Consider the following 20,584-nt stretch of genomic DNA (forward strand, 5'->3'; position numbering starts at 1 on the left):
GGTCGCCCGCGTCAGCGCTCGTGCCCGAATTCCTTCCAGCCGGCCAGGACCGGATCGACGAGGAACGCGATCACCCGGCGACGGCCGGTCATGATGTCGGCCTGGACCGCCATGCCGGAGCGCAGGGCGACGGCACCGCCCTCCGTCGGGACGCTCGCCCGGTCGAGGCTGACGCGCACCCGATAGGCGCTCTCCTCACCCGCGCCGCTCCCCCGCGGCTCCTCCCCCGGGCGCGTCGGCATCGCCCCGCCCTGCGCGCTCGCCTCGCGGCCCACGAGGCGCACCGTGCCCCCCACCGTCCCGTAGCGGGTGAACGGGAAGGCTTCGAGCTTCACCTCCGCCCGCTGACCCTCCCGCACGAAGCCCATCTCGCGATGGGCCACCGATGCCTCCACCTCCAGCGGCATGTCGTCCGGGACGAGGGTCAACAGGGTCTCGGCGGCGCTCACGACTCCGCCCAGCGTGTGCACTTTCAGGTCCTGGATCGTGCCGGACACGGGTGCCGTCAGGTGCCGCTCCGCTTCGCGCTCGCGCTCCTTGCGCAGGGTCTGGTCGGCCACCGCCACCTTCCGCAACGCCGTCACCCGCTGCTCCGCCGCCTCCTTCAGGAAATCCGCCCGCGCCTGTGCCAGCTTCTGCTCCAGCCCGGCGATCTCCGCCTGCAGCTGGCGGGCCTGCTCCGGCAGCGCGCGCGCGTCCGCGCGCTTGTCGATCAGGTCGACCTCGGCCTGAAGAAGGGTCAGCTTCGACGTGTTGCCCCGCGCGAACAGATCCTTCTGGGTCGCGAAGCGGTCCTCGGCGAGCGGCACGAGCTCCGCGTTCCGGCTCTCCTCCACCCGCTTCGACGCCAGCGCCGCCTGCTTGTCGGCGATCTCGCTGCGCAGCGCGCCCATGGTCGCGCGGTGCGCCGCCACCTGCAGGCGGAGCTGGACCTGCGTCGCCCCCTGCAGCGCCTCGTCCACCTCGGGCAGGCGCGGGATCACCGGATCCTCCGCCTCGCTCAGGAGGAGCCGCGCCGCCTCCGCGTCGAGCAGGGCCTGCATGCGCTCGGTGCGCGTCGCTTCGAGATCGGCGGAGACTTCCGTCGGGTCGAGGTCGATCAGCCTCTGGCCGGCCGCCACGTGGTCCCCCTCCGCGACGTGGATGCCCCTGACCACGCTCGTCTCCAGGGGCTGTACCACCTTCACCTCGCCCACCGGGACGAGGCGGCCGGGCGCGGTCGCGACGATCTCGATCTCGCTCCCGCAGGCCCAGGCGACCGTTCCCGCCACCAGCGCGATCAGCGTCCAGGCCGTCGCCCGCAGGGTCGGCGAGGGCGGCGTCTCCAGCAATTCGAGCTCGGCCGGCAGGAAGGCCCGGTCCAGGCTCCTGCCCCGGGGCGCCGCCGGGGCGAGCGCGGTCACCTCAGCCATGGCCGTTCGCCCCCCGGACCAGCGCCGCGTAGAGCCCGTCGGGAAGACCCGCGAGGTCCTGGTGCCGGCCCTCCTCGGCGATGAGGCCGCGGTCCATCACCAGGATCCGGTCGGCGCCCCGCACCGTCGAGAGGCGGTGGGCCACGATCACGACCGTGCGGCCTCGGCAGATCGCCCGCATGTTGGCCTGGATCGCCCGCTCCGACTCGTAGTCGAGCGCGCTCGTCGCCTCGTCCAGGATGAGGATGCGCGGGTTCGTCGCGAGCGCGCGGGCCAGGGCGATGCGCTGGCGCTGCCCGCCCGACAGGTTGGCGCCCCGCTCCTCCAGCACGGTGTCGTAGCCCTGCGGCAGGTCGAGGATGAAATCGTGCGCGCCGGCGAGGCGCGCCACCGCGATCACCCGCTCCAGCGGCAGGGACGGGTCGGCGAGCGCGATGTTCTCGCGCACGGAGCGGGCGAAGAGCACGTTCTCCTGCAGCACCACGCCGACCTGCCGGCGCAGCCAGGCCGGTTCGATCAGGGCGAGGTCGATCCCGTCCACCAGCACCTTGCCGCGCTCCGGGACGTGGAGCCGCTGGATCAGGCGGGTCAGCGTCGACTTGCCGGAGCCCGAGCGCCCGACCACGCCCACCACCTCGCCGGGCCGGATCGCGAGATCGATGCCGCGCAGGATCTCGGGGCCGTCCGGCCGATAGCGGAAGCGGACGCCCTCGAATCGGATCGCGCCCGCGAGCGCCGGCAGGTCGAGGCGGGGTGCGGCGAGCGCCGTCTCGGCGGGGGTGTTCAGGATGTCGCCGAGCCGCTCGACCGAGAGGCGGAACTGCTGGAAATCCTGCCAGAGCTGGGCGAGCCGCAGCACCGGCTGGTTGACCTGGCCGGCCAGCATGGTGAAGGCGACCAGTGCCCCGATCGAGAGGCCGCCCTCCATGACCGTCCGCGCGCCGAACCAGAGCACGGCGGCGGCGGTGAGCTTGGCCACGAGCTGGATCGCCTGGCTGCCGGCGGCGGCGAGCGCGACCACCCGGAACGAGGCGGCGATGTAGCCGGCCAAGCCCTCGTCGAAGCGGCGGCGCGCCTGCGGCTCGACCGCCATGGCCTTGAGGGTCTCGATGCCCGCGAGGGTCTCGACGAGGAAGGATTGCTGCGCCGCGCCGTAGCGGAACTTCGCGTCGACCCGCGCGCGCAGCAGGGGCGTGAGCGTCAGGCTCAGGCCGACATAGAGCGGCAGCCCGAGCGCCACGATCAGCGTGAGGGACGGGCTGTAGGCGAGCATCGCCGCCAGGAACAGGCCCGAGAAGACGAGGTCGACCGTCAGCGTCATGGCCGAGCTGGTCAGGAATTGGCGGATCGTCTCCAGCTCGCGTAGGCGGGCGACGGTCTGGCCGGTCGGCCGCGCTCCGAAATAGGCGATCGGGAGCGCCAGCAAGTGCCGGAAGACCTGCGTGCCGAGGAGGGAATCGAGCCGGCTGGTCGTGTGCGCGAACAGGATCGTGCGCAGGTAACCGAGCAGCGCCTCGCACGTGGTGACGGCGACCAGGGCCAGCACGAGGACGTCGAGGGTGGTGAGGCCCCTGTGGACCAGCACCTTGTCGACGACGACCTGGAAGAACAGGGGCGTGACGAGACCGAGGACCTGGAGGACGACGGAGATGACCAGCACCTCGCCGAAGAGCCCCTTGAAGCGGGCCGCGCTGGGCAGGAACCACGCGGGACCTGGAGGACGACGGAGATGACCAGCACCTCGCCGAAGAGCCCCTTGAAGCGGGCCGCGCTGGGCAGGAACCACGCGAGGCCGAACCGGCGTCCCTCGGTCCCGGGCGCGGCGTCGCGCGGGGTCAGGAGGATGAGGTCGCCGGTCCAGGCATCGGCCAGTTCCGCCTCGCCCCACACGCCGGGCGCCTGACCGGGCCGCTGGATCAGCGTGCGGCCGGGCTGGTGCCGGGCGAGGACGAAGAAGCGTCCCTCGCGGTCGCGGCCGATGGCCGGCAGGGGCAGCCTGAGCAGGCGGGCGGGCCCGACGCGCACGGCGCGGGCGCGAAAGCCGGCGCGGCGCGCGGCGAGCACCAGTTCGTCGCGCGAGAGCGGCTCACCCGGGCGCCCGTTCTCGTGGGCGATGCGGGCCCCGTCCACGGCGCGCTGGCACAGGGCGGCGATCAGGACGAGGGAGGCGACCCCGGTATCCAGGGCCTGCGGGGGCTCGGTGCCGTCGCCGGCGGGGCCGTGCGGGGGAGTGGCGGAGGGGTGCAAGGCAGGCTCGCGCGGGAGTGGCATGGGCCGTCGCGCCGGCGCGGCCGGGTGGGGCCGTCGCCTCGCACGGGGTGGCGCGGCCGGCCCTGCCGGAAGGCGGGCCGGCCGGTCGCGAGGCGCGGCTCAGGCCGCGAGGCGCATCGGCGGGTGCAGGGTGGGATCCACGGCCAGGGAAGGCGCCGGCGGCGGGACCGAGGCGGCCGGGCTCGTCGCGCCCGCTGCGCCCGCCCCGAAGCCCGCCATCGCGGCGGCCAGCCGCGACACGTGGCCGGCGAGGGAGGACGGGGACGCGTCCGCGGTGCCCTGAGACGAGACCTCCGGGGCGATGCGCAGGGCGACCCCCGCGAGGCTGCCGGCTTTGCCGTCGCGCCAGTGGAACTGGCTGTCGTCCAGGATCAGGTTGCCCTGGTCGACCCGGCGGTTCGGGGTGGCGTTGACGTCCAGCGAGGCGATGCCGAGGTCGGAGAGCGAGACGAGTTGGCCCTGTCCGGGATCGGCGTGGCCGGTCGGGTCGATCCAGACCTTCAGCTCGGCATAGGCCGGGTCGTGCGCGTCGACGCGTCCGTCGCCGTTGGCGTCGAGGCGGCGCAGGGCCATGAAGCTGGGGACGAGGTCGGCGTCCTGGGTCACGGCCTGCTTGCCCGGGGCGAGGTGGACGAGGTAGCCCTCGCCGGGAGTCCCCCAGCCGAGCGCGACCTTGCGGCCGTCGTCGCGCGCGTCGAATCGGGCGCCGGCCTGCGCGGCGGCGACGGTGCGCACGGGTTGGCCGCTCAGGTTGAGCACGATGGGATCGTCCCAGCCGCCGCCCTCGTCCCAGCCGCCGTCGTCCCCTTCGCCGTCCCATTCGCCGTTGTCGCCGGAGCCGCCGATGTAGCGCCCGTCCTCGAAGACGGAATCGTCGTCGCCCCAGAAGCGGTCGCCGTAGGTCGGTCCGTCGATCTCGATGTCGCCGTTGCTGATGTTGATGGTCTCGTTGTGGCCGGCGAAGGTGATGACGTTCTGACCCTGGACTCCGGTGATGGTGTCGAAGGAGCCGCGAACGCTGCCCCTGTCGGCCTGGGCGAAGTTGATGGTGCCGTCGTCGCCCGCGACGGTCTCACCGGCCTGGCCGGGGAGCATGTCGGTGGTGAAGCCGCCATCGGTGAGGGTGAGAGTCTGGTTGCTGTCGCAGAGGCCGACATAGCCTCCGCCGGACACCGTGGCCGAGGTGCCGTTGCCGCCGAGGTTGACGGTGTCGTTTCCGGTGTCGCCGGTGACGGTCTGGTTCTGTCCGTAGACGCCGGCATAGTCGCCCGCGTTGGGGTTGAGGTGGATGGCGTCGCCGTTGCCGCGGATGTTGGCGCTGGCATTCGCCCCGTAGCCGATCGTGGAGTTGCTGGCGGTGACGCTCTCGCCGGTGACGTTCGCGGCGGTCTGGGCGGTGGAGCCCCAATCGGCGAGGGTGAGGGTCTGGCTGCTGCCGCAGAGGCCGACATAGCCTCCGCCGTAAACCGTGGCGGAGGTGCCGTCGCCGCCGAGGTTGATGGAGTTGTTGCCGCTGTCTCCGGTGACAGTCTGGTTCTGGCCGAAGACGCCGGCGTAGTCGCCCGCGTTGGGGTCGAGGTGGATGCCGTCGCCGGCGCCGCGGATGTTGGCAGTGGCGTTGGCACCGAAATTGACGGTGGAGTTCGTCGCCGTGACGTCCTCGTCCGTCACGCCCGCGGCGGTCTGGGCGGTGGAGCCCCAATCGGCGAGGGTGAGGATCTGATGGCTGCCGCAGAGGCCGACATAGCCTCCGCCGGACACCGTGGCGGAGGTGCCGTCGCCGCCGAGGTTGATGGAGTTGTTGCCGCTGTCTCCGGTGACAGTCTGGTTCTGGCCGAAGACGCCGGCGTAGTCGCCCGCGTTGGGGTCGAGGTGGATGCCGTCGCCGTTGCCGCGGATGTTGGCGCTGGCATTCGCGCCCAGAGTGAGATCGGCTCCGCCGGCGGAGATGGTCTCGCCTGTGAAGCCTTCATAGACAGTGACGCGGTTTCCGGTGTTCTCGAAGGTGAGATACTGGTTGGAGCCGTAGAGGCCGACGCTGACATCTCCGTTGACAGTGGCAGAGGAGCCATTTCCATTGATATTGACGAGATTTGAGGCGTCGTCGTTGCCGATAGCCTCCCCGGTGCCCTGAATGCCGACAAAACTCCCGGAACCGAGGAAACCAATCGAGTCGTTGGATCCAGCGACATTCAAGCGCCCGCCTGATCCGATACTGAAGACATCCCTGTTGCCACAAATTGAACCAGAATAATTGTCAGTAATAGCTATCTTTGAATCATTGTCGCTCAGATTTAGATTCTTTCCACTCGCGACGTCGGTATAAGAACCGTCGGCGTTTTCTTCGAATGAGAGGGCATGATACATAATGCCGTTTTTTTTCAGTTCTTCAAGGAGGTCCTGTGTGGAGCGGTAATCAGCAAGATAATTTGGGTCGAGTAGATCCTTATCAATGGCGGGTGCCAAATAGATATCATCCTTAGCAGCTTGAGGTATGGAAAATCCGTCCGCTTTCAATATTGTTCCAATTACCGAATTACTATTGCGCACAAACCGAGAATAGCTCAAGTGTTCGCTTTCGATTTGGTCAAGTCTCGCGTAATACTGTTGTAGTATGCTTTTAACGTCATCAATATTTCCGTTAAACAGTGTATAACCTCGGTCGTCTCCATCAAACACGTGCGGGTTATAATCTCTGGTGCCGTTTTTGTACTCACCATGATCCGTTACAATGTATCAAAATACTCCTGGACCTGTGGGCGGACCTGTCCTCGCCGCCTCCGGGCCGCCGCGCGAGTACCCAATAACATGTCCATCGTCGTCGCGGTATACGATATATGCATGACTAGCGAGACCGACACCGTTGCCGGCACCAGCGCTCGACGATGTTGCTGCTTTGAAGTGAAGCTCAATGCTTGCCATATTATCGTCTCCGCTTAGAGTCCTGATCCGTTTACAAGAGCTACACCGATTCGAGTCAGATTAGTCTTTTCTCTATTAGAATATTCGAAATAAAATACAAGCTTGTCCTCATAACCGAATTTATTGCTATAACATTTGAGCGCTAAACCACTAACAAACGCTGCGTGATTGTATACAACAGTTGTCATGTTATTTACGAGTGCGCCAGTTACTCTATTGTCTCGACCAATCATATATAGCCTGTCATTAATATATTTTTCAAAATCGGCGATGCTGCCAGGCAAGTATATCGGTGCAAAGTACTCGCTGAAATCAAGATCGTACGGATTATATTTGCTATTATAAGTTTCTGCAATAGACATTATTGCCTGATCGAACAGTTTATCTTTGTCCGGATACGTAGTTGCTTTGATTGTTGTTGCAGCAGTGTAGCAGGAGAGAGCCTTCAGTAGTATGGTGACCGAATATGCTACGGTAAGAAATAGCAGAGCGCCGGTTAGAAACCGCTTCATGATTTGTGGCCCTCTGATCCGGTGATGCACTATCTACATAGACATCCTGTCTCTAGTCTATCTGGCATAAATCGTCTTCTCGATACGTTAGCTCTGATCGCCACGTTGTTGGCGCGCACGTATCGGCGTTCGCAACGAGGAACATAGATTTTCATCGTAATATGACGAAAGAAGAGCAATATCTGCTCTTTCAAGTCTACTGACTCACTCGTGTTTTACTTGAATTCATCGGCACAACGTCGAGCCGGCAACGCTTTACCCAGTTCAATCTATGTATTCCATGAGAGGTAAATCCCAAAGATCTGCGCTCTCCTCAACATCGCTAGATGACGTTAGGTCATTCCGACACTTGCGGTCAAGTGAACGGACGAACCAAAAGTGTTTCCAGAGTGTCTCTCTGCCGTGTCTGAACAACCGCTGCTTGGTCCGGGACGGCCATGACGCGGCCACGTCGATCCCTCCGACCCGCGCGACGTGGAGCGGGCGGTCTGCCTCACCCCGCCTCCGCCCGCGCCCATCGCGCCGCCCGGCGCGGTTGCCCGCGCGCGGCCGCGATCCCATATCGGACGAGAGGGTGAGACCCGCGCGGGGCCGGAGGGTGTCGCCGAGCCGGTCGTCGCTCGCCCGTCCCGCCGCCCCATTCCCCGGGTCTCCCCCTTGGCCAAACGCTCCTCCCCGCCCTCCGACCACGCCGCCCTGCCCTCCCGCGAGGCGGTGCTGGCCTTCATCGCGGAGGCGACCACCAAGGTCGGCAAGCGCGAGATCGCCAAGGCCTTCGGCCTCAAGGGCGCCGACAAGGTCGAACTCAAGCGGATGCTCGCCGAGCTGAAGGACGAGGGCGCGGTCGAGAAGGACCGGGCGGGCCTGCGCAAGGCCGGCCGCCTGCCGCCGGTCCTCGTCGCCGAAATCGACGCCCGCGACCGCGACGGCGAGCTCCTCGCCCGCCCCGCCCAGTGGGACCCGGAAGCCGGCCCGGCCCCGAAGATCCTCGTGATGGCGCCGCGCGGCCGGCGGACCGGCAGCCTGCCCGCGCCCGGGATCGGCGACCGGGCGCTCCTGCGCGTCGAGCCCGACCGCGAGGCGCCGGGCCGCTATCTCGGCCGCGTCGTCAAGGTGATCGGCCGCAACAAGGCGGAGATGCTCGGGATCTACCGCGCCCTGGAGAAGGGCGGCGGGCGCGTCCTCCCGGTCGAGAAGCGCGCCCAGGGCCGCGAGATCGAGATCCCGCCCGGCGAGGAGGGCGAGGCCCGCGACGGCGACCTCGTCAGCGTCGCCCTCACCCGCGACAGCCGCCTCGGCCTGCCCCGGGGGCGGGTCAAGGAGCGCCTCGGCGCCGTCGCCTCCGAGAAGGCCGTGAGCCTGATCGCCCTCCACGCCCACGGCATCCCGCACGTCTTCCCCCCCGCGGTGCTGGACGAGGCCGCGCGGGCGCGGCCGGCCGGGATGGAGGACCGCGAGGATTGGCGCGACGCCCCCCTCCTCACCATCGACCCGCCCGACGCCAAGGACCACGACGACGCCGTGATGGCGCTGCCCGACCCGGACCCCGCCAACGCGGGCGGCTTCGTGGTCACGGTCGCGATCGCGGACGTCGCCGCCTATGTCCGGCCCGGCAGCGCCCTCGACCGCGAGGCGCTGCTGCGCGGCAACTCGGTCTACTTCCCCGACCGGGTCGTGCCGATGCTGCCCGAGCGCATCTCGAACGACCTCTGCTCCCTGCGCCCCGGCGAGGACCGCCCGGCCCTCGCCATCCGCCTCGTCATCGGCGCGGACGGCCGCAAGAGGCGCCACAGCGTCCACCGGGTGATGATGCGCTCGGCCGCCAAGCTCGCCTACGCGCAGGCCCAGGCCGCGATCGACGGGCAGCCGGACGCCGTCACGCAGCCCCTCCTCGACCCCGTCCTGCGCCCGCTCTGGGCGGCCTACCGGGTGCTCGCCGCGGCCCGGGACGCCCGCGGCCCCCTCGCCCTCGACCTGCCCGAGCGCAAGGTCGTCCTCGACGCCGAGGGTCGGGTCGACCGGGTGGTGGTGCCCGAGCGCCTGGAGGCGCACCGCCTGATCGAGGAATTCATGATCCAGGCGAACGTCGCCGCCGCCGAGACCCTGGAGGAGAAGGCGCAGGCCCTGATCTACCGGGTCCACGACGAGCCCTCGCTCGACAAGATGCGGGCGCTCGGCGAGGTGCTGGCCTCGATCGGCATCAAGCTGCCGAAGGAGGGCGTGCTCCGGCCCTCCCTGTTCAACCGCATCCTCGGCATGGTCCAGGGCACCGAGCACCAGACCTTCCTGCACGAGGTGATCCTGCGCGCGCAGGCCCAGGCGGTCTACGCGCCGGAGAATGCCGGGCATTTCGGGCTCGCCCTGCGCCGCTACGCGCATTTCACCTCGCCGATCCGGCGCTACGCCGACCTCGTCGTCCACCGCGCCCTGATCCGGGCGCTGCGGCTCGGGCCGGACGGGCTGCCCGACATGGGCGCGGCCGAGCTCGCCGAGATCGGCCAGCAGATCTCCAACGCCGAGCGCCGGGCCATGGCGGCCGAGCGCGAGACCATCGACCGGCTCATCGCCCAGCACCTCGCGGACCGGGTCGGCGCCAGCTTCGCGGGCCAGATCTCGGGCGTGACCAAGTCGGGGCTGTTCGTGAAGCTCACCGAGACCGGGGCGGACGGCTTCGTGCCGGTCTCGACGCTCGGGGCCGACTATTTCCGCTACGAGGAGGGCCGCCACGCCCTGGTGGGCGAGCGCAGCGGCGAGACCTTCCGGCTCGGCGACCGCGTCACCGTGCGCCTGGTCGAGGCCGCGCCCGTGGCGGGCGCCCTGCGCTTCGACGTGGTATCGGAGGGGACGCGGTCGAGCCCGGCGCCGCGGCGCGGCGGCCCGCGCAAGGGCCGCCCGGCGGCCGAGCGCCGCGAGGGCCTCACCAAGCGGAGGGGGAAGCGGGCGTGATCGAGATCGACGGGCGGGACGCCCCCGCGCAGCCCCCAGCCGAGGTGCCCTGGCACCTCGCGATGCTGCGGGGCTTTCGCAACCGCTGCCCCCATTGCGGCGAGGGCCGCCTGTTCGGGCGCTTCCTGAAGGTGCGCGAGGCCTGCGAGGCCTGCGGCACCGAACTCCACCATCACCGGGCCGACGACCTGCCGCCCTACCTGGTGATCTTCATCGTCGGCCACGTGGTCGGGCTCGCCATCCTGGAGAGCCAGATGCGCCTCGACGAATTGCCGCTCTGGTTCGAGCTGACCTTCTGGCCCGCCGTGACCCTGATCATGGCGCTCGCCCTGCTGCAGCCCGTGAAGGGCGCGGTCGTCGGGCTGCAATACGCCCTTGGCATGCACGGCTTCTCCGCGATACGCCGCGCACGCACCGGGACCGGACAGGGCGGGGAGGCACGGGATGGCGCGCGCGACGGCGGGGACGATCGAGAGCGGGGCCGCGCCCCCGGCCTCCGCGGCGCCTGAGCGCAGACCCGCGCTGAGGCCGCGGAACGCCGCGACCCTGATCATCCTCGACCATGCCGGCCGGACCCCGAAGGTGCTGATGGGCCGCCGCCACGACGGCCACACCTTCATGCCGGGCAAGTACGTCTTCCCGGGCGGCCGCATCGAGCTCGCGGACCGGCACATGCCCGTCGCCGGCACCCTGAACGACCGCGCCGAGGCCGCGCTCGCGGCGCGCGTCTCCCGGCCGCCCCACCATCTCGGCCGGGCGCTCGCCCTCGCGGCGATCCGCGAGACCTACGAGGAGACCGGCCTGATGATCGGGACCCGGGATTACGGGCCGCCCGAGACCGCCCCCGACGGGCCATGGGCCGCCTTCCGCGAGGCCGGCGTGATGCCCGACCTGGAGGCCGTGCAGTTCATCGCCCGGGCCATCACGCCCCCCGCCCGGCCCAAGCGCTTCGACACCCGCTTCTTCGCGGTGACCCGCGACGCCGTCGCGGGCGAGACGCCAGGCATGGTCGGGCCGGAGGCGGAACTCACCGAACTCGCCTGGGTGAGCCTCGCCGAGGCGCGCCGGCTCGACCTCCCCCGCATCACCCACATCGTCCTCGACGAACTGGAAACCCGCCTCGCGGCCGGCTTCAGCCCCTTCCTGCCGGTGCCGTTCTTCCGCGAGATCCGCGGCCGGCACACCCGCGAGGAGATCTGATCCGGGATCGGCTCGATCGCAGCGGATCCCGGATCACCAGCCCGCGCGGCGCCTGAGCGACGCCGACATCCGCATGGCCGAAATGCGAGATGGCGAAGCCATCACCCGGATGGCGCATGAGCCGCCGCGCCCGCGGGCAAACGCCGGTCCGGCGGCGAAGATCGGGCGCGGCCGAGGGCCTAGATAAACTCGCCGAAACAAGTTCCGCCCGCGCTCACGTCGCGGTCAAGCGGATTAGGCCACCCGAGATCGGCCAATAGAACAGCATAACATATGTTTATCCGAGGTCTCTAAGTCGGGAAGATAGCCGTCAGAACTGTGATGTACTCACGGATTTCGACGAAAGCGGTGAGAAACAGGAAAGAACCGGATGTCAGAACGGCGGTGATCAGACGTGGGCGGCCGGGCGCAGCGGCGCGCACGTGCTTCGCCCGCCTGCGCCGGATCCGCCATGCGCCCCACGCTCAAGTCCATCCTGGTCGGCCTGTTCGCGCTGACCGCCGCGATCTCGGCCGTGCAGGGCACCATCGGCCTCGTCAAGCTCGCGACGATCCGCGCCGAGATCGACCAGATGGCGACGAACTGGCTGCCCTCGGTCGACCTCGTCCACCAGCTCAACACGGCCTCGCGGGAGTACCGCGTGCGGGTCTACCGGCTGATCGTCGCCTCGGACGGGCCGGCCGCCCTGGCGGAGAACAAGGCCGCCCTGGCGGCGGTGAGCGAGACGATCGGGCGGCTGCGCCGGAGCTACGAGCCCCTGATCTCGCCCGGCGCGGAGCGCGCCGCCTACGACGCCTACGCCTCCGTCTGGGAGAGGTACATCGCCGCGCAGGCGCCGCTCCTGGCGGCGGTGGAGGCCGGCCGCCGGGACGAGGCCCTCGCCCTGGTGGCGCGGCCCGGCATCGCCGAACTCGGCGGGGAGATCTCCCGGCAGCTCCAGTCCCTGGCGGAGTTCAACAAGCGGGAAGCGTCCGAGGGCGCCGAGACCGGGCGGCGCAGCGCCGAGGCCGCGACCGAGACCGCGTGGCTGGCGATGGCCGCCTCGCTGGTCACCTCGGTCGGCGCCATGCTGTTCGGGCTGTTCGGCATCTCCCGTCCGCTCGCCGCGACGGCCGGCGCCATGCGGCGGCTCGCGGAGGGCGACGCCGCGGCCCCGGTGCCGGGGCTCGGGCGCCGCGACGAGATCGGCGCGATGGCGGCGGCCCTGGAGGTGTTCAAGGCCAACCTCCTGCGCAGCCGCGACCTCGAGGCCCAGGCCGAGGCCGCCCGCGCCGAGACCGAGACCCGGCGCCGGGCCCTGCTGCGCGAGATGGCGGCGGGCTTCGAGCGGGCGGTCGGCGGCATCGTCGGCACGGTCTCGTCCGCCGCCACCGAGTTGCAGACGACCGCGCAGACCATGAGCGGCGTGGCGGGCGAGGCCGCGCAGCGGTCGCGGGGGGCGGCGAACGGCGCGGCGCAGGCCGCCGCCAATGTCGGGATGGTCGCCGCCGCCGCGGAGGAGCTCGGCACCTCCGTGCGCGAGATCGGCCGGCAGGTCGACGGCTCGGCGGAGCTCGCCCGGGCCGCGGCCGAGGAGGCCGTCGAGAGCGCCGCGCTCGTCGGACAGCTCAACGACGCGGCCGCGCGGATCGGCGACGTGGTCGGGCTCATCGCCTCGATCGCGAGCCAGACCAATCTCCTGGCGCTCAACGCGACGATCGAGGCGGCGCGGGCCGGCGAGGCGGGCCGCGGCTTCGCGGTGGTCGCCGCCGAGGTCAAGGAACTCGCCAACCAGACCGCCAAGGCGACGGGCGAGATCGGCGCCCAGATCGACCGCATGCGCGGCTCGACCGACCGGGCCGTGACGGCGATCGGGACCATCACCGGGCGCATCCAGGAGATGAGCGGCGTGGCGACCTGCATCGCCGCGGCGGTGGAGCAGCAGGCGGCGGCGACCCAGGAGATCGTCCGCAACGTGACCGAGGCCGCCGACGGCACCACGCAGGTGAACGGCCACATCGCGGGCGTCGCCTCCGCCACCGAGGAGACGGGCGCGGCCGCCGCGCAGGTGCTGGCCTCGGCCTCCGACCTCTCGCGCCAGGCCGAGCAGCTGCGGGCGGAGGTGGAGCGCTTCCTCTCCGGCGTCCGGGCCGCCTGACTTCGGCGGGCGCGCCCCTCGGGTGCGCCCGCCGCGGCCGCGCCCTGGCCCCGGCGGTCCCGACGCGCCATATCGGGGCGCCCGACGGCAGCCGGCAGGGACAGGATGGACGCGGTCACGACGGAGTTCGGCAGGAGCGAGGTCGCCTCGATCGGGGCGGCCATCACCTGTGTGGCGGTGGTGGGGATCGGCCTCAGCCTGTCGATCCCGCTCCTCTCCCTGGAGATGGAGCGGATGGGCGTCTCCAACACGATGATCGGCGTCAACACCGCCGTGGCCGGGGTGGCCAGCATCGCGGTGGTGCCCTTCGTGCCTCGGATCGCCGCCCGGCTCGGCGTCCTGCCGCTCCTGCTCGCGGCGATCGCGGTCGGGGCCGTCTCGCTCCTCGGCTTCAAGCTCCTGTTCGATCTCGCCTGGTGGTTCCCCCTGCGCTTCACCTTCTCGGCGGCGCTCGGGGTGCTGTTCGTGCTCTCGGAATTCTGGATCAACCAGGCGGCGCCGCCGGCCCGGCGGGGCCTCGTGATGGGCGTCTACGCGACGATCCTGGCCCTCGGCTTCGCGGTCGGCCCGGCGCTGCTCGGCCTCCTCGGCACCGCCGGCTGGCTCCCCTACCTCGCCGGGGCGACCCTGTTCGGGGCGGCCAGCATCCCGCTCCTCCTCGCCCGCGGCCTGTCGCCGGAGATCCCCCGCAAGGGCGGGCGGGGCTTCCTCGGCTACCTGCGGGTCGCGCCCTCCGCGACTCTCGCGGCCCTGGTCTACGGCGCCGTCGAGACCGGGGGCTTCGCCATCCTGCCGATCTACGGCCTGCGGCTCGGCCTCACGCCCGAGGCGGCGGCGGGCCTCGTGAGCCTCGCGGCCCTCGGCAACGTCCTGTTCCAGATCCCGGTCGGCCTGCTCTCGGACCATGTCGACCGGCGCAAGGTGCTGCTCGCGGCCGGCGCCGGCGGGGCGCTCGGCGCCCTGCTGCTCCCCGCCGGGGCGGGGCAGCCCTGGCTGCTCGGCACGATCCTGTTCGTCTGGGGCGGGATCGCCGGCACGCTCTACACGGTCGGGCTCGCCCATCTCGGTGCGCGCTTCGAGGGGGCGGCGCTCGCCGGGGCGAACGCGGCCTTCCTGGTGCTCTACAATGTCGGCCTCGTCCTCGGCCCGCCCCTCGTCGGCGGCGGCATGGACCTCGCCTCCCCGCACGGCTTCGCCTGGGCCCTGGCGGGGCTCTTCCTCGCCTACCTGGCGGTGGTCGGGGCCCGGGTGATCCGCCCCTCCCCGGCCTGACCGGTCCCGCCCGGCCTGACCGGTCCCGCCCGGCTTGACGCCGCCCACGCCTTCGGGCAGGAAGGCGGCGCGTTTCGGCCGGGGTCATCCCGGCCCTTTTGCGTTTCGGTCACCCGGACGCATCCCCAGCCCAACGAGGTCGCGTCATGGCCAAGGCCGTCACCGTCAAGATCAAGCTCGTCTCGACCGCCGACACCGGCTACTTCTACGTCACGAAGAAGAACTCGCGCACGCAGACCGACAAGCTGTCGTTCAAGAAGTACGACCCCGTGGCGCGCAAGCACGTCGAGTTCAAGGAAGCCAAGATCAAGTGAGCGGCGCGGCGGCCCGCGGCCGCCGGCCGGTTCTGCGGGCGGCCGAGGGCCGCCGGAAGGCCGCCCCCGGGGCGGCCTTCGTCGTCTCGGCCGAGTCGTCTCACCCCAGCAGGTACAGGAGCCCCGGCAGGGCCGCGACCCCGGCCGCGCAGCCATAGGCCAACCACAGGCCCGGGCGCTTGGCCGCGAGGCGGCGCAGGCGGCGGGCGGTGGCGGAGCCGGTGACGCTGCGGCCGTTCACGCAGGAGCAGAGCAGGTGGTGGGCCTCCCCGGTGCTCAGCTCGAAGAAGCGGCGCGCCTCCCCGAACGTGTCGCCCGCGAGCCCGCTCGCCCGCAGCACCGGGTCCGCGTAGGCGTAGGCGAGCGGGGAGTTGTCGGCCCGGATCGCCGCCCGCATCCGGCGCGGCACGAACTCGATCTCCTCGAGCGTGGTGAAGGCCCGGGTCGGTTCGCGGTCGAGGATCTCGGCCCAGCGTTCGAGCCGGGCGCGCCGGCCTTCGAGCAGGCCCGGGACCGGCTCGACGTCGGCGATGTCGCGGAGGTGACGGAGCGGCTGATGTTCCATGCTGAGCATCCTGTCGATGCGCGGCTCTTTTCTCGCGCGCTGCGATCGAAGCAGGATGCAACAGACTTCGCGACGATGCATTCGCGAAGATCGACGCCGATTTACGCGGTTTGACTGCCAAGGTTGGCGGATCATCGGCGCCAAGACATGGCCGAAATCAACGGCCTGCAGCCTGGCCGCGGGCCTGTCGGCCGAGCGCCGGGACCGCTCCCGGCTCGTTCTGCGTCATTCTGCCGCAGCTCTCGGCCGGGTTCAGGCCGCGGCCGCGACGACCCGGTTGCGCCCCTCCTGCTTGGCCCGGTAGAGCGCCACGTCGGCGCGCTTGAGGAGGTCGGCGGGGAGTGCGTCGTCCGGGTGGCGCACCGCCAGGCCGATCGAGACCGTGACGTCGATTCCCCGCGTGCCCCCGTGCACCAGGAAGGGCGTCGCCTCGATCCGTTCGCGGATGCGCTCGGCGACCTGGCCGGCGCCGTCGAGCCCGGTATCCGGGACCACGACGACGATCTCCTCGCCGCCGAAGCGGGCGACGATGTCGATGCCCCGGGTATGGGCGCGGATCCGGTCGGCGAACTGGCGCAGCACCTCGTCGCCCGCGTCGTGGCCGAAACTGTCGTTGATCGCCTTGAAGCGGTCGATGTCGAGGAGGAGCAGGGCGAGCGGCCGCCCGCGCAGGGAGGTCTCGCGGAACAGCCCGGCGAGGTGGCTGTCGAAGTAGCGGCGATTGTGCAGGCCGGTGAGCCCGTCCGTGACGGCGAGCTCCATCGAGGCCTGGACGGATTCGCGCAGGGAATGCGCGAAGCGCCGGCGCCGCACCTGGGTGCGCACCCGGGCGACGAGCTCGTTGCGGTCGATCGGGCGCACCAGGTAGTCGTGCACGCCGAGGTCGAGCCCGCGCATGATCCGGGCGCGGTCGCCCGCGTCGGCGAGCATCACCACCTGCATGCCGCGCGTCCGGTCGAGGGAGCGCAGCTGGCTGCACAGGCGCAGCCCGTCGAACCCGTCGAAGTCGAGGCTGACCAGCGCCACGTCGAAATTGCCCTCGGTCGCGGTCTCCAGCGCCCGGTGCGGATCGGCCACCACCTCGACGCAATGGGACTGGCTCAGCGCCGCGGCCATGCGCTCGGCCGAGGCGCGGCGGTCATCGGCGATCAGCAGGTGGGCGTTGAGCCCGGTCTCGGCGGCCGCCGCCGCGAGCGGGTCCGCGAAGCCGAGGTCCCGCGAGGCGAGTGCGCGGTTGCGCAGCTCGTCGGTCATCGCCTTCAGCCGCACGAGGCTGCGCACCCGCGCGAGCAGGGCCGTGTCGTCGATCGGCTTGGTCAGGAAATCGTCGGCCCCGGCGTCGAGGCCGCGCAGGCGGTCGCTCGGCTGGTCGAGGGCGGTCACCATCACCACCGGCAGATGCGCCGTGGTCGGCGTCGTCTTCAGCCGCCGGCACACCTCGAACCCGTCCATGCCCGGCATCATCACGTCGAGGAGGACGATGTCGCACAGGCCCTGCTCGCAGATCGCGATCGCGTCCGGCCCGTTCATGGCCGAGATCACGTCGAAATACTCCAGCGACAGCTTGGTCTCGAGGAGCTTGAGGTTCGGGAAGAGGTCGTCGACGATGAGCACGCGTGCCGACATGGAGGGGGGCCCTCAGCTCTGGCGCTCGTCGCCGAGATAGGTCCTGACGGTGGCGAGGAACTTCGCCACCGAAATGGGCTTCGACAGATAGGCCTCGCAGCCGCCCTCCCGGATGCGCTCCTCGTCCCCCTTCATGGCGAAGGCGGTGATCGCGATCACCGGAATGCTCTTGAGTTCGTCGTCCTCCTTGATCCACTTGGTGACCTCGAGTCCCGACACTTCCGGGAGCTGGATGTCCATGAGGATCAGGTCGGGGCGGTGCCGGCGCGCGAGCTCGATCGCCTCGATCCCGTTGGCGGTCTTCAGGGTCGCGTAGCCATGCGCCTCCAACAGGTCGTTGAAGAGCTTCATGTTGAGCTCGTTGTCCTCGACGATGAGCACGGTCTTCGTCATGGCTCACTGTCTCCGGCGCCGACGAGACGCATCCGAACCTCCGACGACGCCTGCCCGTCCCGTTTAAGCGGCACAAGTTGATGAAACGCAAATCGCCGAGTTTTACCAGAGGGAAGCCTCCCCAGCGAGGATTACCGAGTCGCAGCGAGGCCGAGGGGATCGCCGCCGCGGTCTTCGCCTTCGTGACGGCCGATCCGGGGCGCCTGATGCGCTTCATGGAGGGGGCGGGCCTGAGCCCGTCCGCCCTGCGGGAGGCGGCCGAATCGCCCGAGCTGATGCTCGGCCTCCTCGACCACGTGGTGTCGGACGAGGATCTCCTCCTCGCCTGCGCCCGGGCGGTCGGGGAGCCGCCCGAGCGGATCACGCTGGCGTGGCGCCGCCTCGGTCCCCCGGATCCGGATTCCTTCGGCGCGGATCCCTTCGGCGCGGATCCCTTCGACGCGGATCCCTTCGACGCATGAGCGCGGGCGCCCCGGCGCTCTGCCGCGACTGCGCCCGGCTCACCGGCGGGGGCGCCGCCCGCCCGGGCGGCCCGAGGCGCTGCGCCGCCTGCGGCTCGCCCCGCCTCGTCGCGCACCCCGAGCGCGACGCGCTCAGCATCGCGCACGTGGATTGCGACGCCTTCTACGCGGCGATCGAGAAGCGGGACGATCCCTCCCTGCGCGACCGCCCCGTCATCGTCGGCGGGGGGCGGCGCGGCGTGGTCGCGACCGCCTGCTACCTCGCCCGGACCCGCGGGGTGCACTCGGCCATGCCGATGTTCAAGGCCCTGCGGGCCTGCCCGGACGCCGTGGTGATCCGGCCCGACATGGAGAAGTACGCCCGGGTCGGGCGCGAGGTGCGGGCGATGATGCGCGCGCTCACCCCGCTCGTCGAGCCGGTCTCGATCGACGAGGCCTTCCTCGACCTCTCCGGCACCGAGCGCCTGCACGGGGCGAGCCCCGCCGTGACGCTGGCGCGCTTCGCGCGGGCCGTGGAGGCGCAGCTCGGCATCACGGTCTCGATCGGGCTCGCGCCGAACAAGTTCCTGGCCAAGATCGCCTCGGACCTGGAGAAGCCGCGCGGCTTCTCGGTGATCGGCCGGGAGGAGGCGCGGGCCTTCCTGGCGCCGCGGCCGGTCGGCATCCTGCCGGGGGTCGGGCAGGCGGCCGCCGGGCGGCTCGCCGAGATCGGGATCCGCCGCGTCGGCGACCTCGCGCGGGCGGATCCGGCCCGGCTCCGGGCCGCCCTCGGCCGCGACGCGGCCCGGCTCGCGCGCCTTGCCGGCGGCGAGGATCCGCGCCCGGTCGAGCCGCACCGCGCGGCCAAGAGCGTCTCGGGCGAGACCACCTTCGCGGAGGACCTGCGGGATTTCGCGGCCCTGCGCCCGATCCTGTGGCGGCTGTGCGAGACGGTGGCGCGGCGCCTCGTGCGGGCCGAGCTCGCGGCGGCGAGCGTGACCCTGAAGCTGAAGGATGCCGGGTTCCGCCTGCGCACCCGCACCCGGTCGGGCCTCGCGCCGACGCAGCTCGCCGAGCGCCTGTTCCGCCCCGCCGAGGCGATGCTGCGCGAGGCCTGCGACGGCACCGCCTACCGGCTGATCGGGGTCGGGGCCGGCGACCTCTGCGCCTCCCTCCACGCGGATCGCGGCGACCTCGCCGACCAGGGCGCGCGGCGCGAGGCGAGCCGGGCCGCGGCGGTCGACGCCCTGCGCGCCCGCTTCGGCGAGGCCGCGATCCAGCGCGGCCTCGCCTTCACGCCGGCGGACAAGGACGCGAAGGGGTGATCCGGGATCCGGTCGATCCAAGCGGATCCCGGATCACGCGCCCGCGCGGCGCCTGAGCGAAGCTCTCATCCGCCATCCCGAAGGGATCGATCGGATCTGGGATGAGACCCGACCGGCGCCCGCGGGGGCGGCTCGTCCGCCCGGGGGCACGGCTCAGGGCTTGCACTCCTTGCTCTCGCTGCCGAGGTCGATCCGCGACAGGTCGCCCTTGAGGGTGAAGTCCCCGTAATCGAGGCGCAGAGCCCCGCTCACCCCGTTCTCGTAGAGGTCGAAGGACAGCACGTAGATCGGCGTGCGCTCCCCCTCGCCGGTGGAGAAGTAGCTGAGCGTCACCGGCCAGCGCGGCATCGCCGCCATCGCCCCCTCCTGCAGCGGGGGCTCGGCCCGGGGCGCCCCGTCCTTGCCGGCCTCGGCGCTCGCCGGGACCGCCTTGCGCGGGCCGATCACCGCGAGCGTGTCGTAGATCTTGCGGCCGTCGTCGGACCCGTCGAACACCTTCACCGAGACGGTGTGCTCGCCCGCCTGCGCCGCCTCGATCAGGCGGCGCATGTGCGCGGCCGGGAACAGCACCTCGCCCGGCGCGCTCACCCGGGCCCGCTGCGGCTGCTTGAGGGTGACGGCGAGGCCCTTCTCGTCGCGCTCGGCATCGCCCGCCACCGCCGGCTGCTCGCTGCCGTTCAGGTCGGATTGCGTGCGGAAATGGAAGGCCTTGCCGTCGCCGCTCTCGAAGGTGTTGTTGCGCAGGTCCGAGGTGCGCGCGCCGCTCTCGGCGCTCTCCAGCACCGTCACCTGACGGTACTGGAGCGCCCAGCCCTTGCAGGGATCCCCGGAGAAATCGAAGACGATGCGCCCGCGCGCGCTCTCGACCGCGCGGGCGCCGGTGCTGCGCAGGAGCGAGAGGTCGTAGACCGCCCGGTGCGGGGCGAGGCGGATCCCCCCGGCCGGCTCCGCCGCGAGACCGGTGGGCAGGAGAACGACGAGCGGCAGCAGGGACGCGAGGAGTGTCCGCATGGAATTTCCCGTGTCGGGCACGCGCGGCCCGGGGCGGAACCATAGGTGCAGGGCGCCGCCCGGGCAACGCGACCTCTCGCACGGGATGCAGCGTGGCGCGGATGCCACTCTGTCCCGCTCGCCCTCGCCCGGGGCGGGCCCTCCGGGGCCGCCCGCGGAGTGCGCGGCGGCCGCCTCGGGGCGCCGGCGCGCGCCCGCCCCGGCGCGTGACAAGCTGTTGATACGCTGTGGATTTCCT

Annotated in this window: 16 protein-coding genes and 1 pseudogene; 8 read left to right on the forward strand and 9 right to left on the reverse strand. The window is 70.9% G+C overall.

Going from position 1 to position 20,584, the window contains the following annotated elements:
* Positions 1–11: 11 nt before the first annotated feature.
* The 5 genes and pseudogenes from QA634_RS33675 to QA634_RS33695 all read right to left on the reverse strand — a co-directional run bounded on the left by QA634_RS33675 (position 12) and on the right by QA634_RS33695 (position 7,117).
* On the reverse strand, positions 12–1,412 hold the full coding sequence (locus tag QA634_RS33675) for an HlyD family type I secretion periplasmic adaptor subunit (protein ID WP_012336297.1): 1,401 nt from the start codon (positions 1,410–1,412) through the stop codon (positions 12–14).
* A complete protein-coding gene (locus QA634_RS33680) occupies positions 1,405–3,072 on the reverse strand; it encodes a type I secretion system permease/ATPase (RefSeq protein WP_265576481.1) in 1,668 nt (555 codons plus the stop codon). Before QA634_RS33680 ends, QA634_RS33675 begins: the two co-directional genes overlap by 8 nt.
* 224 nt (positions 3,073–3,296) lie before the next feature.
* Positions 3,297–3,683: pseudogene (locus QA634_RS33685) on the reverse strand (cysteine peptidase family C39 domain-containing protein); the annotation flags it as partial.
* 99 nt (positions 3,684–3,782) lie between these two features.
* Positions 3,783–6,149 (reverse strand): beta strand repeat-containing protein, encoded by a 2,367-nt coding sequence (locus QA634_RS33690; RefSeq protein ID WP_043701877.1) that lies wholly within the window; start codon positions 6,147–6,149, stop codon positions 3,783–3,785.
* 470 nt (positions 6,150–6,619) lie between these two features.
* Complete coding sequence (locus tag QA634_RS33695) at positions 6,620–7,117, reverse strand: hypothetical protein (RefSeq protein ID WP_150108778.1); 498 nt, start codon at positions 7,115–7,117, stop codon at positions 6,620–6,622.
* 657 nt (positions 7,118–7,774) lie between these two features.
* Here QA634_RS33695 and rnr point away from each other — a divergent pair.
* The 6 genes from rnr to rpmG all read left to right on the forward strand — a co-directional run bounded on the left by rnr (position 7,775) and on the right by rpmG (position 14,986).
* Positions 7,775–10,063 (forward strand): ribonuclease R, encoded by a 2,289-nt coding sequence (rnr, locus tag QA634_RS33700; RefSeq protein ID WP_012336299.1) that lies wholly within the window; start codon positions 7,775–7,777, stop codon positions 10,061–10,063.
* Positions 10,060–10,572 (forward strand): DUF983 domain-containing protein, encoded by a 513-nt coding sequence (locus tag QA634_RS33705; RefSeq protein WP_012336300.1) that lies wholly within the window; start codon positions 10,060–10,062, stop codon positions 10,570–10,572. Before rnr ends, QA634_RS33705 begins: the two co-directional genes overlap by 4 nt.
* Positions 10,508–11,263 carry an NUDIX hydrolase gene (locus QA634_RS33710; RefSeq protein WP_012336301.1) on the forward strand — a complete coding sequence of 252 codons (756 nt, stop codon included), beginning with the start codon at positions 10,508–10,510 and terminating at the stop codon, positions 11,261–11,263. The genes QA634_RS33705 and QA634_RS33710 overlap by 65 nt, the downstream gene beginning before the upstream one ends.
* Before the next feature lie 451 nt (positions 11,264–11,714).
* Positions 11,715–13,400, forward strand: a complete 1,686-nt coding sequence (locus QA634_RS33715) for a methyl-accepting chemotaxis protein (protein ID WP_012336302.1) — start codon at positions 11,715–11,717, stop codon at positions 13,398–13,400.
* Positions 13,401–13,505: 105 nt separating this feature from the next.
* Positions 13,506–14,672 (forward strand): MFS transporter, encoded by a 1,167-nt coding sequence (locus QA634_RS33720; RefSeq protein ID WP_012336303.1) that lies wholly within the window; start codon positions 13,506–13,508, stop codon positions 14,670–14,672.
* A 146-nt stretch (positions 14,673–14,818) separates the two neighbouring features.
* The gene (gene rpmG, locus QA634_RS33725; protein ID WP_012336304.1) at positions 14,819–14,986 is read left to right on the forward strand and encodes a 50S ribosomal protein L33; all 168 of its coding nucleotides are present in this window, start codon (positions 14,819–14,821) and stop codon (positions 14,984–14,986) included.
* 100 nt (positions 14,987–15,086) lie between these two features.
* Here rpmG and QA634_RS33730 read toward each other — a convergent pair whose 3' ends face one another.
* The 3 genes from QA634_RS33730 to QA634_RS33740 form a co-directional block, all read right to left on the reverse strand.
* Entirely contained in the window at positions 15,087–15,551 is a 465-nt protein-coding gene (locus QA634_RS33730; RefSeq protein ID WP_012336305.1) for a hypothetical protein, read from the reverse strand.
* Between the two features lie 252 nt (positions 15,552–15,803).
* Complete coding sequence (locus QA634_RS33735; RefSeq protein ID WP_012336306.1) at positions 15,804–17,177, reverse strand: PleD family two-component system response regulator; 1,374 nt, start codon at positions 17,175–17,177, stop codon at positions 15,804–15,806.
* A 12-nt stretch (positions 17,178–17,189) separates the two neighbouring features.
* A complete protein-coding gene (locus QA634_RS33740) occupies positions 17,190–17,570 on the reverse strand; it encodes a response regulator (protein WP_012336307.1) in 381 nt (126 codons plus the stop codon).
* 80 nt (positions 17,571–17,650) lie between these two features.
* Between QA634_RS33740 and QA634_RS33745 the strand changes: the two genes are divergently transcribed.
* Together QA634_RS33745 and QA634_RS33750 are read left to right on the forward strand one after the other, a co-directional pair.
* The gene (locus QA634_RS33745; RefSeq protein ID WP_012336308.1) at positions 17,651–18,031 is read left to right on the forward strand and encodes a DUF3572 domain-containing protein; all 381 of its coding nucleotides are present in this window, start codon (positions 17,651–17,653) and stop codon (positions 18,029–18,031) included.
* On the forward strand, positions 18,028–19,335 hold the full coding sequence (locus tag QA634_RS33750; protein ID WP_012336309.1) for a DNA polymerase IV: 1,308 nt from the start codon (positions 18,028–18,030) through the stop codon (positions 19,333–19,335). The genes QA634_RS33745 and QA634_RS33750 overlap by 4 nt, the downstream gene beginning before the upstream one ends.
* Positions 19,336–19,488: 153 nt before the next feature.
* On the opposite strand, the gene QA634_RS33755 is transcribed toward QA634_RS33750, so the two are convergent.
* Positions 19,489–20,346: a cell envelope integrity EipB family protein gene (locus tag QA634_RS33755; RefSeq protein WP_012336310.1), complete on the reverse strand. Its 858-nt coding sequence runs from the start codon at positions 20,344–20,346 to the stop codon at positions 19,489–19,491.
* Positions 20,347–20,584: the final 238 nt, after the last annotated feature.

Origin of the sequence: Methylobacterium sp. CB376 (genome assembly GCF_029714205.1) — a bacterium.
In the GTDB taxonomy this organism is placed as follows: Bacteria; Pseudomonadota; Alphaproteobacteria; order Rhizobiales; family Beijerinckiaceae; genus Methylobacterium.

Bases quoted from the DNA above. Each gene is read 5' to 3' on its own strand.
- QA634_RS33675 (WP_012336297.1), bottom strand. From the start codon at position 1,412: ATGGCTGAGGTGACCGCGCTCGCCCCGGCGGCGCCCCGGGGCAGGAGC.
- QA634_RS33695 (WP_150108778.1), bottom strand. From the start codon at position 7,117: ATGAAGCGGTTTCTAACCGGCGCTCTGCTATTTCTTACCGTAGCATAT.
- QA634_RS33710 (WP_012336301.1), top strand. From the start codon at position 10,508: ATGGCGCGCGCGACGGCGGGGACGATCGAGAGCGGGGCCGCGCCCCCG.
- QA634_RS33715 (WP_012336302.1), top strand. From the start codon at position 11,715: ATGCGCCCCACGCTCAAGTCCATCCTGGTCGGCCTGTTCGCGCTGACC.
- QA634_RS33720 (WP_012336303.1), top strand. From the start codon at position 13,506: ATGGACGCGGTCACGACGGAGTTCGGCAGGAGCGAGGTCGCCTCGATC.
- rpmG (WP_012336304.1), top strand. From the start codon at position 14,819: ATGGCCAAGGCCGTCACCGTCAAGATCAAGCTCGTCTCGACCGCCGAC.
- QA634_RS33730 (WP_012336305.1), bottom strand. From the start codon at position 15,551: ATGGAACATCAGCCGCTCCGTCACCTCCGCGACATCGCCGACGTCGAG.
- QA634_RS33735 (WP_012336306.1), bottom strand. From the start codon at position 17,177: ATGTCGGCACGCGTGCTCATCGTCGACGACCTCTTCCCGAACCTCAAG.
- QA634_RS33740 (WP_012336307.1), bottom strand. From the start codon at position 17,570: ATGACGAAGACCGTGCTCATCGTCGAGGACAACGAGCTCAACATGAAG.
- QA634_RS33745 (WP_012336308.1), top strand. From the start codon at position 17,651: ATGAAACGCAAATCGCCGAGTTTTACCAGAGGGAAGCCTCCCCAGCGA.
- QA634_RS33750 (WP_012336309.1), top strand. From the start codon at position 18,028: ATGAGCGCGGGCGCCCCGGCGCTCTGCCGCGACTGCGCCCGGCTCACC.
- QA634_RS33755 (WP_012336310.1), bottom strand. From the start codon at position 20,346: ATGCGGACACTCCTCGCGTCCCTGCTGCCGCTCGTCGTTCTCCTGCCC.